This is a genomic window from Pseudomonas sp. DW-iso17 (assembly GCF_058725345.1).
Window position 1 is genome coordinate 1 of the sequence record NZ_JBZXEA010000017.1, and the last position, 16,592, is coordinate 16,592.

Annotated in this window: 12 protein-coding genes; 3 read left to right on the forward strand and 9 right to left on the reverse strand. The window is 60.3% G+C overall.

The features are described 5' to 3' along the window. Positions 1-80: 80 nt before the first annotated feature. From AC4PS6_RS13655 to AC4PS6_RS13680, 6 genes are all read right to left on the reverse strand, one after another. Positions 81-602, reverse strand: coding sequence for a DUF6586 family protein (locus tag AC4PS6_RS13655; protein WP_336826896.1), 522 nt, complete (start codon positions 600-602; stop codon positions 81-83). A 219-nt stretch (positions 603-821) separates the two neighbouring features. Then, complete coding sequence (topA, locus tag AC4PS6_RS13660) at positions 822-3,443, reverse strand: type I DNA topoisomerase (protein WP_003189652.1); 2,622 nt, start codon at positions 3,441-3,443, stop codon at positions 822-824. A gap of 114 nt (positions 3,444-3,557) precedes the next feature. Beyond that, positions 3,558-3,794, reverse strand: coding sequence for a DUF1653 domain-containing protein (locus AC4PS6_RS13665; protein WP_003189651.1), 237 nt, complete (start codon positions 3,792-3,794; stop codon positions 3,558-3,560). 98 nt (positions 3,795-3,892) lie between these two features. Beyond that, entirely contained in the window at positions 3,893-5,068 is a 1,176-nt protein-coding gene (gene fadA, locus AC4PS6_RS13670) for an acetyl-CoA C-acyltransferase FadA (protein WP_003189650.1), read from the reverse strand. 29 nt (positions 5,069-5,097) lie between these two features. After that, a complete protein-coding gene (gene fadB, locus AC4PS6_RS13675) occupies positions 5,098-7,245 on the reverse strand; it encodes a fatty acid oxidation complex subunit alpha FadB (RefSeq protein WP_005786151.1) in 2,148 nt (715 codons plus the stop codon). Between the two features lie 486 nt (positions 7,246-7,731). After that, a complete protein-coding gene (locus tag AC4PS6_RS13680) occupies positions 7,732-8,169 on the reverse strand; it encodes a hypothetical protein (RefSeq protein ID WP_019818247.1) in 438 nt (145 codons plus the stop codon). Between the two features lie 105 nt (positions 8,170-8,274). Here AC4PS6_RS13680 and AC4PS6_RS13685 point away from each other — a divergent pair, with 105 nt between their 5' ends. Further along, positions 8,275-8,715 carry a universal stress protein gene (locus AC4PS6_RS13685; protein WP_014717508.1) on the forward strand — a complete coding sequence of 147 codons (441 nt, stop codon included), beginning with the start codon at positions 8,275-8,277 and terminating at the stop codon, positions 8,713-8,715. A gap of 182 nt (positions 8,716-8,897) precedes the next feature. Here the strand turns inward: AC4PS6_RS13685 and AC4PS6_RS13690 are convergent, their stop codons facing one another. Beyond that, the gene (locus tag AC4PS6_RS13690) at positions 8,898-10,820 is read right to left on the reverse strand and encodes an ATP-binding cassette domain-containing protein (protein WP_020302894.1); all 1,923 of its coding nucleotides are present in this window, start codon (positions 10,818-10,820) and stop codon (positions 8,898-8,900) included. A 213-nt stretch (positions 10,821-11,033) separates the two neighbouring features. Here AC4PS6_RS13690 and AC4PS6_RS13695 point away from each other — a divergent pair, with 213 nt between their 5' ends. After that, entirely contained in the window at positions 11,034-12,962 is a 1,929-nt protein-coding gene (locus AC4PS6_RS13695; RefSeq protein ID WP_014717506.1) for a transglycosylase SLT domain-containing protein, read from the forward strand. Positions 12,963-13,027: 65 nt separating this feature from the next. On the opposite strand, the gene AC4PS6_RS13700 is transcribed toward AC4PS6_RS13695, so the two are convergent. Next, positions 13,028-14,833, reverse strand: a complete 1,806-nt coding sequence (locus AC4PS6_RS13700; protein WP_020302893.1) for an ABC transporter ATP-binding protein/permease — start codon at positions 14,831-14,833, stop codon at positions 13,028-13,030. A gap of 237 nt (positions 14,834-15,070) precedes the next feature. On the opposite strand from AC4PS6_RS13700, the gene AC4PS6_RS13705 reads away from it, so the two are divergent. Next, entirely contained in the window at positions 15,071-15,244 is a 174-nt protein-coding gene (locus AC4PS6_RS13705; protein WP_014717504.1) for a PA1571 family protein, read from the forward strand. A gap of 102 nt (positions 15,245-15,346) precedes the next feature. Here the strand turns inward: AC4PS6_RS13705 and pdxB are convergent, their stop codons facing one another. Beyond that, positions 15,347-16,489 carry a 4-phosphoerythronate dehydrogenase PdxB gene (gene pdxB / locus AC4PS6_RS13710; protein ID WP_014717503.1) on the reverse strand — a complete coding sequence of 381 codons (1,143 nt, stop codon included), beginning with the start codon at positions 16,487-16,489 and terminating at the stop codon, positions 15,347-15,349. Positions 16,490-16,592 lie beyond the last annotated feature (103 nt).

Consider the following 16,592-nt stretch of genomic DNA (forward strand, 5'->3'; position numbering starts at 1 on the left):
GGGCATCAGATCGATAGGTGTCGGCTGGCAGGCCGTCATCGCAGGCAAGCCAGCTTCCACATTTGCTTAGTGCAACCCCTTCAGCACTCGTTGAGCCCTTCACGAAAACGCAGCGCCATCTTTTTCAGCTCCTGGCGCCAGCCTTCCAACTCCTCACGGCTCAAAGGCTTAGGCTCATCCTGCTCCAAGGCCACGGCGACGATCAGCGGCTGGGTGACATCACCTTTGGGCACATGGGGAATACGCGGCGGTTGAAACATATCCGCATGGGCTTTGAGCAGCCGTGCCACCCAACTGTCGGGGCTTTGGGCCACTTCCACCAGTTCGGCCAACTCGGGGATTGCCATGGAATCCAGCACTTCACGATTCATGATCATTTCTGCACGCGGCGCACCGGCCTGGGGTAGGCGGTAGAACCCGGCGATCTCATGGCACAGCCCCAGCAAGGCACCGTACAGGTGGAACAACGCCGCTTCGCGCCCCGCCTGTACCAGCGCGATAGCGTTCATCTCTTTCCCTTCCTCGGCACGGCCAAGGGCCTCCAGGGATAAACCCGCGAAGTAAATTTTCTGATTGGTACGGGTATAGAGTTCGTTGGCCATGACGGCAATCTCCACAACGAATAGGCGTGATGCTGGCTGGGTAGGAGCGAGCTTGCTGTGGCGAGGGAGCTTGCTCCCGCTCGACTGCGTAGCAGTCGCCAGCTATTGGGGGCGCTTCGCACCCCAGCGCAAGCAAGCTTGCTCGCCACAACAAGCTCAATCCTACAGTAAGCAAAAGCCGTCTATACAGACGGCTTTTGGCGTTAACAGACTAGCGGATCAAGCGCCCTGGCGCTTGTCCTCGACCTTCCACTTGCCGCCGTCGTAGAACGCTTTCCAGCCAGTAGGCTTGCCGTCCACTTCGGTCTGCACGTACTGCTCCTTGGTCTTGCGGCTGTAACGGATCACGGCTGGGCGACCATCCGGGTCCTTTTTCGGCGCTTCACACAGGAAGTGGTACTTCGGATCGATCTCGTCCTTGTGCGGCACGATCTCCATCACCAGTGGTGCACGGGTCTCGCGGTTTTTCGGGAACTGGCTCGCAGCCAGGAACAGCCCCGAAGCGCCGTCACGCAGGATGTAGGTGTCGTTGACCTTCTCGCACTTGAGCTCGGGCATTTTCACCGGATCCATCTTCGGCGGCGCCGCATCACCGCTTTTCAGCAGTTTGCGGGTGTTCTTGCACGTTGGGTTGGTGCACCCGAAGAACTTGCCGAAACGGCCAGTCTTGAGCTGCATCTCGCTGCCGCACTTGTCGCATTCCAGGCTCGGGCCTTCATAGCCCTTGATGCGATAGGTGCCCTCTTCGATCTCGTAGCCGTTGCAATCCGGGTTGTTACCACAGATGTGCAGCTTGTGCTTCTCGTCCAGCAGGTAGGCGTCCATCGCCGTGCTGCAGATCGGGCAGCGGTGCTTGCCACGCAGCACCAGCGACTCGGACTCACCCTCGTCGTCAGCCGCGATTTCATCGCCCGGCACCAGGTTGACGGTCGCCTTGCAGCGCTCTTTGGGCGGCAGGCTGTAGCCCGAGCAACCGAGGAACACGCCGGTGGAGGCGGTACGAATCTGCATCGGTCGACCGCAGGTAGTGCACGGAATATCCGTCATCACCGGCTGGTTGGCGCGCATCCCGTTCTCGGGGTTCTCGGCCACTTCAAGCTTTTTCTTGAAGTCGCCGTAGAACTCATCCAGCACGTTTTTCCAGTCGCGTTCGCCCTGGGCCACGTCATCGAGGTTCTCTTCCATGCCGGCAGTGAAGCCGTAATCCATCAAGTTGGAGAAACTCTCCGACAGACGCTCGGTGACGATGTCACCCATCTTTTCCGAATAGAAACGACGGTTATGCAGCGCAACGTAGCCACGGTCCTGGATGGTGGAGATGATTGCCGCGTAGGTCGACGGACGACCGATACCGCGCTTCTCCATCTCTTTCACCAGGCTGGCTTCGGAATAACGCGCCGGCGGCTTGGTGAAGTGCTGGGACGGGTCGAGCTTGATCAGCTTCAGCGTGTCGCCCTGGGCCATATCCGGCAGCACATCATCATCGCCAGGCTTGGCGATCTGCGGCATCACACGGGTGTAGCCATCGAACTTGAGGATACGGCCCTTGGCACGCAGCTCGAAATCGCCCGCGCCCACGCTGACGGTAGTAGACAGGTATTGCGCCGGCAGCATCTGGCAAGCCAGGAACTGGCGCCAGATCAGCTCGTAGAGGCGCTCAGCGTCGCGCTCCATGCCGCTCAGCTTGGCAGGCGTGGTGTTGGCGTCAGACGGACGAATCGCTTCGTGAGCCTCTTGTGCGCCTTCCTTGCTGCTGTAGACGTTCGGCTTCTCCGGCAGGTAGGTCTTGCCGAATTCGCTTTCAATATAGGTACGCGCCATCGCCACCGCGTCTTGCGACAGGTTGGTGGAGTCCGTACGCATATAGGTGATGTAGCCAGCCTCATACAGACGCTGGGCCATCATCATGGTCTTCTTCACCCCGAAGCCCAAACGGTTGCTCGCGGCCTGTTGCAGGGTGGAGGTGATGAACGGCGCCGACGGCTTGCTGCTGGTCGGTTTGTCTTCACGCTTGACGATGCTGTAGCTGGAGGCCTTGAGCTTCTCCAGCGCGGCCATGGCCTGGGCTTCGTTCAGCGGCTTGAAGGCTTCGCCTTTTTCACGGGCCACTTCAAAGCGCACATTGGCGCCCTTGGCAGTGCCGAGGTCGGCGTGGACTTCCCAGTATTCTTCAGGGATGAACGCACGGATCTCGCGCTCACGCTCCACCACCAGCTTGACCGCTACCGATTGCACACGGCCGGCGGACAGGCCACGGGCGATCTTCGCCCACAGCAGTGGCGAGACCATGTAGCCGACGACGCGGTCGAGGAAGCGACGGGCCTGCTGGGCGTTGACACGGTCGATGTCCAGCTCGCCCGGCTTGGAGAAGGCTTCCTGGATGGCTTTCTTGGTGATTTCGTTGAACACCACGCGCTTGTAGCGGCTGTCATCACCGCCGATGGCTTCGCGCAGGTGCCAGGCAATGGCTTCCCCTTCGCGGTCCAAGTCCGTCGCGAGATAGATGGTGTCAGCATCTTTGGCGAGCCGGCGCAGCTCTTCGATGACCTTTTCCTTGCCCGGAAGGATTTCGTACTTGGCCTTCCAGCCATGGTCCGGGTCCACACCCATGCGCGAAACCAGTTGCTTGCGCGCTTTTTCTTTAGGCGTGAGTACCGGACCTTCGCCCGCGGCGGCCTTGCCGCGCTTGGCGGCAGGCTCCTTGCTGGCGCTAGCCGAACCGCTGGTGGGCAGGTCTCGGATATGGCCGATACTCGACTTCACCACGTACTCGTTGCCCAAGTACTTGTTGATGGTCTTGGCCTTAGCCGGGGATTCCACAATGACCAGCGATTTGCCCATGGATCGGAAAATTCCTGAATTCGAGAAGTGAAAGGCAGTTGGCGCCTGACGCGGCAACGCTATATATAGTGGCAACCGGATGAGGTCAAGCGCAGCATTCTGCGCGACCTGCCGTTATTGCCCTGTAAAAAGACTGGGTTCGGCCGTGACCAAAGCAAAGCGCGGGACCTGCTCGCCGTCAACTTCGACGGTCTCCAGGAACATGCTCAAAGGGCGCACCCAAAAGCCGTATTCGCCATACAGCGCTTGGTAAAACACCACTTCTTCTTCGGTTTCAGAGTGGCGCGCCACGCTGAAAACACGGTACTGCGGCCCCTTGTAATGCTGGTAGAGCCCTGGTTCGACTTTCATGCTCTGGCCCTCATGCAAAATTTGTTGAAAAAAAATATTTAAAAGTTCCAAAAAACAAAAACCGGGGCACTGGGCCCCGGCTTCCGTCAACCGAACGTTTAGACGCGTTCGAAGACGGTAGAGATGCCTTGGCCGAGACCAATGCACATGGTTGCAACCCCAAGGTTGCCGCCATTTTGCTTCATCACGTTAAGCAAAGTGCCAGAGATACGCGCACCGGAGCAACCGAAGGGGTGGCCCAGGGCAATCGCACCGCCGTGCAGGTTAACCTTCTCGTTCATCTTGTCGAGTACTTTCAGATCTTTCAGCACTGGCAAGGCCTGTGCGGCGAAAGCTTCGTTGAGCTCGAAGAAGTCGATATCAGAGATGGAAAGGCCTGCGCGCTTCAAGGCTTTTTGTGTGGCCGGTACTGGACCATAGCCCATGATCGCCGGATCCACACCCGCCACTGCCATCGAACGAATCACGGCCAGCGGCTGGATACCCAGGTCCTGGGCACGCTGCGCCGACATCACGATCATGCACGAAGCACCGTCGGTGATCTGCGAGGAAGTACCGGCTGTCACGGTGCCGCCCTTTGGATTGAAGGCTGGCTTGAGGGCCGCCAGGCTTTCCAGGGTAGTGTCCGGACGAATGGTTTCGTCGTAGTCGAACAGTTTCAGGAAACCATTCTCGTCGTAGCCGTTCATCGGGATGATTTCATCCTTGAACTTGCCTTCCACCGTCGCCTTGTGGGCGAGTTGGTGGGAGCGCAGGCCGAAGGCGTCCTGGGCTTCACGGGTGATGCCGTGCATTTTGCCGAGCATTTCCGCGGTCAGGCCCATCATGCCCGAGGCTTTCGCCGCGTAGAGGGACATGTGCGGGTTAGGATCGACGCCGTGCATCATGCTGACGTGGCCCATGTGCTCCACGCCGCCGACCACGAACACATCGCCGTTGCCGGTCATGATCGCTTGCGCAGCGGTGTGCAGCGCGCTCATCGACGAGCCGCACAGGCGGCTGACGGTCTGGCCGGCCGCGGTGTGCGGGATCTGGGTCATCAACGACGCCATGCGCGCGATGTTCCAGCCCTGCTCCAGGGTCTGGTTGACGCAGCCCCAGATCACGTCCTCGACTTCGTTCGGGTCGACCTTGGTGTTGCGCTCCAGCACTTTGCTGATCAGGTGCGCCGACATGTCTTCGGCGCGGGTGTTGCGGTGCATGCCGCCCTTGGAGCGGCCCATCGGCGTACGACCGAAGTCGACAATCACGACGTCTCTTGGATTCAAGCTCATAAATATTCTCGCTCTAGTCGATTGGGCGCTTAACCGAAGAAGCTCTGGCCATTCTTGGCCATTTCACGCAGCTTCGCGGTCGGGTGGTACAGCGGGCCCAAATCAGCGTATTTGTCAGCCAGGGCAACGAACTCGGCCACACCGATCGAATCGATGTAACGCAACGCGCCACCACGGAATGGAGGGAAACCAATACCGTACACCAGGCCCATATCGGCTTCGGCGGCGGTTTCAACGATGCCGTCTTCCAGGCAACGCACGGTTTCCAGGCACAGGGCGATCATCATCCAGTTGATGATGTCTTCGTCCGACACCTCACGCTGTTCGTAGATGACCGGAGCGAGCACTTCGTGCACCGACGGGTCGGCCACTTTCTTCTGCTTGCCCTTCTTGTCGGCCTCGTAGGCGTAGAAGCCCTTGCCATTCTTCTGGCCCAGGCGCTTGGCCTCGTACAGCGCGTCGATCGCCGAGCGGCGGTCGTCTTTCATGCGGTCCGGGAAGCCTTCAGCCATGACGTCGCGACCGTGGTGGCCGGTGTCGATGCCGACCACGTCCATCAGATACGCCGGGCCCATGGGCCAGCCGAACTTCTCCATGACCTTGTCGATGCGCACGAAGTCCACACCGGCGCTGACCAGCTTGGCGAAACCGCCAAAGTACGGGAACAGCACGCGGTTGACCAAGAAGCCCGGGCAATCGTTGACGACGATCGGGTTCTTGCCCATTTTCTTGGCGTAGGCAACGGTGGTGGCCACGGCCAGCTCGCTGGACTTCTCGCCACGGATCACTTCCACCAGCGGCATCATGTGCACCGGGTTGAAGAAGTGCATGCCGACGAAGTTTTCCGGACGCTTGAGGGCCTTGGCCAGCAGCGAGATGGAAATGGTCGAGGTGTTGGAGGCCAGGATGGTGTCATCTTTGACCTGGGCTTCCACTTCAGCCAGTACCGCCTGCTTGACCTTCGGGTTTTCGACAACCGCTTCGACCACCAGGTCGACGTGGCCGAAATCACCGTAGGACAGCGTAGGACGAATGCCGTTAAGCACTTCAGCCATTTTTGCAGCGGTCATGCGGCCTTTATCAACGCGGCCCACCAGCAGCTTGGCGGCTTCGGCCAGGCCCTGCTCGATCCCGTGTTCGTTGATGTCTTTCATCAGGATCGGCGTGCCTTTGGACGCCGATTGATAGGCGATACCGCCGCCCATGATACCGGCGCCGAGTACGGCGGCCTGTTTCACGTCCTTGGCGATTTCGTCGTAGGCCTTGGCCTTTTTCTTCAGTTCCTGATCGTTCAGGAACAGGCCGATCAGGCTCTGGGCCGCCGAGGTTTTCGCCAGTTTGACGAAGCCTGCCGCTTCCACTTCCAGGGCTTTGTCGCGACCAAAGTTCGCGGCCTTCTGGATGGTCTTGATCGCTTCAACCGGCGCCGGGTAGTTCGGGCCGGCCTGGCCTGCCACGAAACCTTTGGCGGTTTCGAACGACATCATCTGTTCGATGGCGTTGAGCTTGAGTTTTTCCAGCTTCGGCTGACGCTTGGCCTTGTAGTCAAATTCGCCGCTGATGGCGCCTTTGATCAGGTTCAGCGCGGCTTCGGCCAGTTTGTCGGGGGCCACCACAGCGTCGACGGCACCGACTTTCAGCGCGTCTTCAGCCTTGTTTTCCTTGCCGGCGGCGATCCATTCGATCGCGTTGTCGGCACCGATCAGGCGCGGCAGGCGCACGGTACCGCCAAAGCCTGGGTAGATACCCAGCTTGACTTCCGGCAGGCCGATCTTGGCCGTCGCGGACATGACACGGAAGTCTGCCGCCAGGCACATTTCCAGGCCGCCGCCCAACGCGATGCCGTTGATGGCAGCAACAGTCGGCACGTTGAGGTCTTCGAAATCGCTGAAGATCTTGTTGGCTTCGAGGTTGCCAGCCACCAGCTCGGCATCGGGCAGCTTGAAGTTGTCGACGAATTCGGTGATGTCAGCGCCGACGATAAACACGTCCTTGCCGCTGGAGACGATCACGCCCTTGACCGAAGCATCTGCTTTGATGGTGTCTACGGCCTGACGCAGTTCGTTCAGGGTTAGACGGTTGAACTTGTTGACGGACTCACCCTTGAGGTCGAATTTGAGTTCGACGATGCCACTTTCAAGAGCCTTAACCGTGATGGCTTTACCTTCGTAAATCATCAACTGATCTCCACGATATGGAAGCTGAACAGTACACACTGGACGCTGGTCTCTGGTTTGACATTGACAGTTGAATCAATGCTCACGCCAATCCGCCAGGCACACCCGCCAGTGCGATAGTCGGGTTTTGTATGAGTCGTCTGACAGGCAAACGCTCAATTCATACGCCCGTTTGATTTGGGTACGCCACCTTCATCCAATTCCGAGCAATTGTCAATCGCTCCAAAGGCTAGGAAAAACGCGACTTTCCAGTCATTTCAGAACCCGGCCCATAGGCTCGCCACCCGTCAATATTCAAATATTCACAGGATCAATAATGGAAAGGATGTGGGAAAAGGCTGTACAGAAAGCAATACACGACTAGGCTAGCGGCAATGTGCAGATTTACCGGCCTGCCTGGCCACCTCCAGCCCGATGATGATGTCGGGCTTTTTATTGCCTGGCTTTCCTGTAGGAGCGAGCTGGCTCGCTCCTACAGAGCTTGGGTCAGGCCAGGGCCTTGAGCAGCGTATCAATATCTTTCAGCACGCTTGCGTCGCCCTTTTCGCCCCAATACAGAGCAATCATCTGTTTGTCGGCCTCGACCTTGTAGACGTTTGCCGGCAGCGTTGCAAAATGCGGCAACAACTTCTCATCCACACAGGGTTCACGCCACTGATTGACCCATAGCCCCGGCTCCAGCTGCCAGTAGCTCCACGTTGCGGGCGCGCTGCCGCGTCGTGGCCGGCAATACTGCGCACAGGGGCTCGGCGGCTCCTGCTTGAGCCAGTGCGGCCATTCCTGAGGCGCCAACTGCATGGCCAGGCCGATGCGGCGTGCCTCCATGCGCAGGGCCATACGCCCACTCTGCTGGCGCGAAGGTCGCAGCCATACCAGGGGGCTCAAAACCACCGCAAGGATTGACACCACTATCCAGACCGTCATATGTGTACTCCCGAATTTCTAGATGAGCGGATTTGATCTGCGGCAACCCCATCCGCTTGAAAGCAGCCATACTGAACTTATTGCAGTCCTCTGGAGGAACGCCTCATGCCCTACGAACATATTCTGGTCGCTGTCGACCTGACCGAAGAGTGCGATCCAGTGATCAAGCGCGCACAGGAATCCGCGATTGCCAATGGCGCCAAACTGTCGTTGGTACACATCGTCGAGCCCATGGCCATGGCCTTTGGTGGTGACGTGCCGATGGACCTTTCCCAGCTGCAGCAACAACAATTTGACCAGGCCAAGGAGCGCCTTGACCGTTTGATTCTCAAATACCCGCACCTGAAAAAGGAAGACTGCCACCTGACATACGGCCAACCGCGCCAGGAAATTCACCACCTGGCCAAGGAAAAGGCTTGCGACTTGATCGTGGTGGGTAGCCATGGTCGTCACGGTTTGGCGTTGTTGCTGGGCTCGACCGCCAATGATGTATTGCACGGCGCGCCGTGCGATGTATTGGCCGTCAAACTGATAAAGAGTCCGTAAGACCGATAAAGGTCTAATGTGGGAGCTGGCTTGCCTGCGATAGCGGTGTATCAGCCACCCGATGCATCAACTGGCAGACTGCTATCGCAGGCAAGCCAGCTCCCACAGTTGAATCGCATTTCATATTAAAAAGCCCGGCGCTCATAGAAGAGCGCCGGGCTTTTTTATTGCGGCTCGATCACTCAGGCATCCAGCTCGGCCCAACGCTCAACCAACGCTTCCAGCTCCTGGTTCAACGTCTCCAGGGAGGCGATAACCTTGGCGGTTTCTGCCGCAGGGCGCAGGTAGAAGCCGGCGTCAGCCATTTCCGCTTCGACCGCAGCGATCTGCTGTTCCTTGGCGTCGATATCGCCTGGCAAGGCTTCCAACTCGCGCTGCAACTTATAGCTCAGCTTCTTCTTGGCCGGCGCAGCGTCAGCAGCCGGTGCAGGCGCCTCGGCAGCGGCGGGAGCCACCACCGCCGTGTTCAGGTCCGCCTTGCCCGACTTGCTCTCGGTCACGCCCAGCAGGCGCGGCGAGCCGCCCTGACGCAGCCAGTCCTGATAACCGCCCACGTATTCGCGCACCTTGCCTTCGCCTTCGAAAACCAGGGTGCTGGTGACCACGTTGTCGAGGAATTCCCGGTCGTGGCTGACCATCAGCACGGTGCCGTTGAAGGTCAGCAAGACCTCTTCCAGCAGTTCCAGGGTTTCCACGTCGAGGTCGTTGGTCGGCTCGTCGAGCACCAGCAGGTTGGCCGGCTTGCTGAACAGCTTGGCCAGCAGCAGGCGCGCACGCTCCCCCCCCGACAGCGCCTTGACCGGCGTGCGCGCACGTTGCGGGCTGAACAGGAAGTCGCCCAGGTAGCTGAGTACGTGGCGGCTCTGGCCGTCGATGTCGATAAAGTCGCGACCTTCGGCGACGTTGTCGATCACGGTCTTTTCCAGGTCCAACTGGTGGCGCAACTGGTCAAAGTAGGCCACGTCGATGCGAGTGCCCTCTTCCACCTTGCCGCTGGTCGGTTGCAGACCGCTGAGCATCAGCTTGAGCAAGGTGGTCTTGCCGGTACCGTTGGCGCCCAACAGGCCAATACGGTCGCCGCGCTGCAGGACCATGGAGAAGTCCTTGATCAGGAACGGGCCGTCCGGGTGATGGAAGCTGACGTTCTCCAGCACCATCACTTGCTTGCCCGACTTGTCGGCAGTATCGAGCTGGATATTGGCCTTGCCGGTACGCTCGCGGCGCTCACTGCGCTCCACGCGCAAGGCTTTCAAGGCACGCACACGGCCTTCGTTACGGGTGCGACGGGCCTTGATGCCCTGGCGGATCCAGACTTCTTCCTGGGCCAGCTTCTTGTCGAACAGCGCGTTGGCGGTTTCTTCGGCCGCCAGGGCGGCTTCCTTATGCACCAGGAAGCTGGCGTAGTCGCCGTTCCAGTCGATCAGGCCGCCACGGTCCAGCTCGAGGATGCGCGTAGCCAGGCTCTGCAGGAAAGCACGGTCGTGCGTGATAAACAGCACGGCGCCCTGGAAGTCCTTGATGGCTTCTTCAAGCCAGGCGATGGCGCCGATGTCCAGGTGGTTGGTCGGTTCGTCGAGCAGCAGCAGGTCCGGCTCGGACACCAGGGCCTGGGCCAGCAGCACACGGCGACGCCAGCCGCCGGACAATTCGGCGAGGGTCTTGTCTGCCGGCAGTTGCAGGCGGCTCAGGGTGCTGTCCACCAGTTGCTGCAAGCGCCAGCCGTCACGGGCTTCGAGGTCTTGCTGGACGTGCATCAGTTTGTCCAGGTCTTCTTCGGTGACGCAGTTCTGTGCCAGGTGATGGTATTGCGCGAGCAACTCGCCAACGCCGTCCAGGCCTTCGGCTACCACGTCGAACACTGTCCGTCCGTCGGCCACCGGCAATTCTTGCGGCAATTCGCCGATCTTGAGGCCCGGGGCACGCCAGACAGAGCCGTCATCGGGCTTCTGGTCGCCTTTTACCAGCTTCATCATGCTGGACTTGCCGGTGCCGTTGCGGCCGATGATGCACACCCGCTCACCACGGGCGATCTGCCAGGACACCTTGTCCAACAACGGCATGGCGCCGAAAGCAAGGGACACATCGCTGAATTTGAGCAGGGTCATACGCTTCTCCAAAAACTGGGCGCGCATTCTACCTGATGTGAGGGTGGGATGCGGTCGGCATTTTCTCTATTGACACGTTCTGTAGGACATTTCCGGCGAACTTGAACGAACCAGCCGGCAAAGCTTTCGCGGGCCGCTGGCAAAAGGCTAAGCTAGGGGCAATCAGTGTCGGCAGTGCCGGTGCTAGTCGTGATTTCTCTGCACGGACGTCTCATGCGCAGTCGCCTTTTCAACTTTTTATCTTGTCTGCTTCTTTCCGCCACTGCCGTTCAATCCGCCCAGGCGGTGGACCTCACCACTCAACGCCAGTATTACGATCAAGCCAAACGTGCCTTGGCCAAGGGCGACAGCGGCCCCTACATGCAATACAGCCAGGCCCTGGCCGATTACCCGCTCACGCCCTACCTGGCCTACGACGAACTGACCGCGCGCCTGAAAACCGCAAGTAACGAGGAAATCGAACAATTCCTCGCCAAACACGGCGACTTGCCCCAGGCCAACTGGATGAAACTGCGTTGGCTGCGCTGGCTGGCCGAACGCGGCGATTGGCAGACTTTTGAAAAGTACTACGACACCAAGCTCAATTTCGTCGAACTGGACTGTCTGCATGGCCAGTACCAGCTCAGCCACAACCTGAAGGCCGAAGGCTACAAGACTGCCGAAAAGCTGTGGATGACCGGCAAATCCCAGCCAGCCGCCTGTGACGCCACGTTTGGCCAATGGGCCGCTGCCGGCCAGCTCACCGAGCAGAAGATCTGGGAGCGCACCAAGCTCGCCGCCGAAGCGCGTAACTACGCGCTGGCCAATAGCCTGGTGAAAACCCTACCCACCCTCGGCGCCCAAGGTCGCTTGATGGTGGATGTGGCGCAAAAGCCCGACATGCTCAGCGACCCGTCACGCTTCCAGCCGGCCACCGAGGCCATGTCTGACGCCGTGGGCCTGGGCCTGCGTCGCCTGGCGCGGCAGGATCCGGACAAAGCCATGTCGCTGCTCGACGGTTACGCCAGCAGCATGCACTTCTCCCGTGACGAAAAAGTCTCGATTGCCCGCGAGATCGGCTTGACCCTGGCCAAGCGCTTCGACCCGCGCGCACTGGAGGTCATGACCAAGTACGACCCCGAGTTACGCGACAATACGGTTTCCGAGTGGCGCCTGCGCCTGCTGTTGCGCCTGGCGCGCTGGGAAGACGCCTACCAGTTGACCCGCAAACTCCCACAGGACCTGGCCACCACCAACCGTTGGCGCTACTGGCAGGCACGCAGCCTGGAGCTGGCCGAGCCGAAAAACCCGCAGGCTTTGGTGCTGTACAAAAACGTGGCCAAGGAGCGGGACTTCTACGGTTTCCTCGCTGCTGACCGCTCCAAAGCCCCTTACCAGTTGAACAACAAGCCGCTGGTGATGAGCCAGGCGCTGGTCAACAAGGTGCGCAATACCCCTGGGGTGCGGCGTGCCCTGGAGTTCTACGCCCGTGGCCAGATCGTCGACGGTCGCCGCGAGTGGTACCACGTCAGCCGTCATTTCAACCGTGACGAGATGGTCGCCCAGGCCAAACTGGCCTACGACATGAAGTGGTACTTCCCGGCGATCCGCACCATCAGCCAGGCGCAGTACTGGGACGACCTGGACATCCGCTTCCCGATGGCCCACCGCGACACCCTGGTGCGCGAAGCCAAGGTACGCGGCCTGCACTCCAGCTGGATCTTTGCCATCACCCGTCAGGAAAGCGCGTTCATGGACGATGCCCGCTCCGGCGTCGGCGCCAGCGGCCTGATGCAACTGATGCCCGGCACGGCCAAGGAAACCGCGCGCAAGTTCAGTATCCCCCTGGCCTCCCCGGCCCAGGTACTGGACCCGGATAAAAACATCCAGCTCGGTGCTGCGTACCTGAGCCAGGTGCACAGCCAGTTCAACGGCAACCGCGTGCTCGCCTCCGCTGCCTACAACGCCGGCCCCGGCCGCGTGCGCCAATGGCTGCGCGGCGCAGACCACCTGAGTTTCGACGTGTGGGTGGAAAGCATCCCCTTCGACGAAACCCGCCAGTATGTGCAGAACGTGCTGTCTTATTCGGTGATCTACGGGCAGAAGCTCAATTCACCGCAGCCGTTGGTGGATTGGCATGAGCGGTACTTCGACGACCAATAAGGCTCTGAACCTGCTTCTAATGTGGGAGGGGGCTTGCCCCCGATTGCAGGCTGTCAGTCACACGTCTATTGCTGATCCGCCGCTATCGGGGACAAGCCCCCTCCCACAGGGTCTGCACTGAACTGCAACGCCGCCAACCGCGCATACAGCGGATTGCTCGCAATCAACTGCTGATGCGTGCCCACCGCCACCAGCTTGCCCTGGTCCATCACCGCAATGCGGTCGGCATTCTTCACCGTGGCCAAACGGTGGGCGATCACCAGCGTGGTGCGCCCCTGCATCAGCTGCGGCAGCGCTTGCTGGATAAGGTGTTCACTCTGGGCGTCGAGGGCGCTGGTGGCTTCGTCCAGCAGCAGGATCGGCGCGTCGACCAGCAAGGCGCGAGCGATGGCCAGGCGTTGGCGCTGGCCGCCGGAGAGGCCCTGGCCACTTTCGCCGAGGTGGGTTTGGTAGCCGTCGGGCATTTGCAGGATGAAGTCGTGGGCGTGGGCAATACGCGCGGCGGCTTCCACCTGGGCGGTGGTGGCGGACGGGTTGCCGTAGCGGATGTTGTCCTCGACGCTGCCGAAGAACAACGCCGGGCTCTGGGACACCAGGGCGAAATGGCGCCGCAGGTCCAGGGGGTCTAGCTCGGTCAGCGGCTGGCCTTCGAGCAGGATTCGGCCTTGCTGGGGGTCGTAGAAGCGCAGCAGCAGATCGAAAATCGTCGACTTGCCCGCACCGGACGGCCCTACCAAGGCCAGGGTTTCGCCCGGGTTGATGGTCAGGTTCAAGCCGTCGATGGCATAGCTGTCCGGTCGCGAAGGATAGGAAAAGCGTAGGTCCTGCAGTTCCATGCGGCCACTGACCCGATCCGGCAAACGTACGCCGCCAGTGGCCGGCGCCTGGATCTCGTTGCCTGACTGCAACAGCTCACCGATACGCTCGGCTGCCCCGGCGGCACGCTGCAACTCGCCAAGCACTTCGCTCAGGGTGCCGACGGCGCTGCCGACAATCAGGCTGTAGAACACGAACGCCGCCAGCTCACCGCCGGAAATGCGCCCGCTGATCACGTCCATGCCGCCCACCCACAGCATCACGCCTACCGCGCCGAGCACCAGCATGATCACCAGGGTGATCAGCCAGGAGCGCTGCAAGATGCGTTTACGTGCCGTGACAAAGGCGTCCTCGACGGTGACGGCAAAGCGTTGTTCGTCCTGCACCTGATGGTTATAGGCCTGCACGGTCTTGATCTGGCCCAACGTCTCGGCGACATAGCTGCCGACGTCCGCGATACGGTCCTGGCTCAAACGCGACAGGCTGCGCACCCTGCGCCCGAAGATCAGAATCGGCGCTAGCACCAGCGGCAACGCCACCACTACGATGCTGGTGAGCTTGGGGTTAGTGATAAACAGCAATACGATGCCGCCGATCACCATCAGGGCGTTGCGCAGAAACAGCGACAGTGATGAGCCGATCACCGATTGCAGTAAGGTGGTGTCGGTGGTCAGCCGCGACTGGATTTCCGAGCTGCGGTTGTTCTCGTAGAAGCCGGGGTGCAGGTAGATCAGGTGGTTGAACACCTGCCGGCGAATATCGGCTACCACCCGCTCGCCAATCCACGACACCAGGTAAAACCGCGTGAAGGTGCCCACGGCCAGGCCGAGCACCAGCAGCATGAACAGGCCGATTGACTGGTTGAGCAGGTGTGGCGACTGGGTCATGAAGCCCTGGTCCACCAACAGGCGTATGCCCTGCCCCATGGACAAGGTGATGCCAGCGGTGACGATCAGCGCCAGCAGTGCGCCAAGCGCCTGCCAACGGTAGGGCGCAATAAAGCGGCTGGCCAGGCGAATCGCACGGCGTTGACGGATGGAGAACATGGAAGGCATCACCCAATGAGGAGTCTGTACCTCAACATTGGGGGAACTTGCGCAAATAACAATGAGTCAGGTTAATTATGCCCGCCGATGCAGGCCGCTAGAGGCTATCGGTCTAAGCCTGATCTGGAAATATGTACCGGTTTCTGGTGGACTGGGTGTTCAAACCGATGAGCGTGTAAGGAGTTGTAACAGCGCGTTCATGCGGGGGAATTAAAGTAGGTACACAACCTGATGAGGAGACAGGCCATGACCTTGCAAAATAGCAGCGACGCCAAGATTGAAGTGATCCGCCAGCCGCAGCAGCTGCCTTGCTCGTACATCGATGCCAAGGGCCGGGAAGTGCAGATTACCGAAGAAATGATCCAGCAAGCCTGCAGCGAGCTGGAACAGCGACTGGTCAAGCCTGCCCAGCAAGGCTGAAGCGCCCACGCTCTTTCAAACCCGGCCCAGGTGGCCGGGTTTTTTATGCCCGCTGTAGAAGCGAGCTTGCTCGCGAAGGCCTCAAGAGCACCGCGATAACCGTTACAGCTGTTCGGCACCCAGAGCAGTCACGATCTGTGACAGCACCGCCGACTCCCCGTTGATGCGCACCTTCAAGCCATCGATCTCGCGACGCTCCGGATAGTGCTTGCGCAGCAGGTCGAAAGCTTGGCGCTGTTCCTGCACAGTGCCCACCAGGCTGCGACGGAAATCCGCGTCGTCACGTCGTGGGTCGTACACACTGCGGCACAAGGTCGCCAGCGCCCAGGCCGGGTCAGTCTCAGGATGCAGGTGCATCTCGGCCAGCCAGGGGGCCGGCAGCAAATCACTTAAGTGAATACTCGGTTCCTGGCCCAGGTGCGCGCACAGCGCCTGGTAAATCTGCGCGGTGCCGCGCTGCTTGCCATCGAGGCTGTAGCCGGCAATATGCGGCGTGGCCAGCACGCACAGGTCAGCCAGGTCGACGTCCACCTCGGGCTCGCCTTCCCACACGTCCAGCACCGCTTGCAGGTCTTCGCGCGCCAGCAACACCTCGCGCAGCGCGGCGTTATCCACCACCGCACCCCGGCTGGCGTTGATCAGCCAGGTGCCCGGCTTGAGCTGTGCCAGGCGCTGGCGATCAAACAGGTGCCAGGTCGAACCGTTGCCGGACTTGATCAGCGGCGTATGCAAGCTGATCACGTCACATTGCTCGATGACCTGCTGCAGACTGACGTAATCACCGTCTTCGGTAATCTGGCGCGGCGGATCGCACACCAACACATTCCAGCCCAGGCCCTTGAGCACCTTGACCAAGCGCCCGCCGACTTCGCCGGCACCGACGATGCCATAGGTACGCTGTTTGAGGTCAGCGCCTTCGATTTCAGCCAGGGTCTGCAAGCTGCCAAGCACGTAGTCCACCACCCCACGCGCATTGCAGCCGGGCGCGCTGGACCACTGGATACCCGCTTGCTTGAAGTAGTCGAGGTCCAGGTGGTCGGTGCCGATGGTGCAGGTGCCAACAAAGCGCACGTTACTGCCCTCAAGCAGGGCACGGTTGACGTTGGTCACCGAGCGCACCAGTAGCACGTCGGCCTGCCCGACCGTAGCGCGGTCGATGGAACGGCCAGGCACGCGGCGAATCTCGCCAAACCCTTCGAAGAATGCATCGAGCAGCGGGATATTTTCGTCGGCAACAATCAGCATGGCAGGCTCCTTTGGCGGATTGGCAGTGTACAGAAGATCCTGTGTAGGAGCTGGCTTGCCTGCGATGGCATCGACCCGGTTTGCCTGATGTACCGAGGTGCCT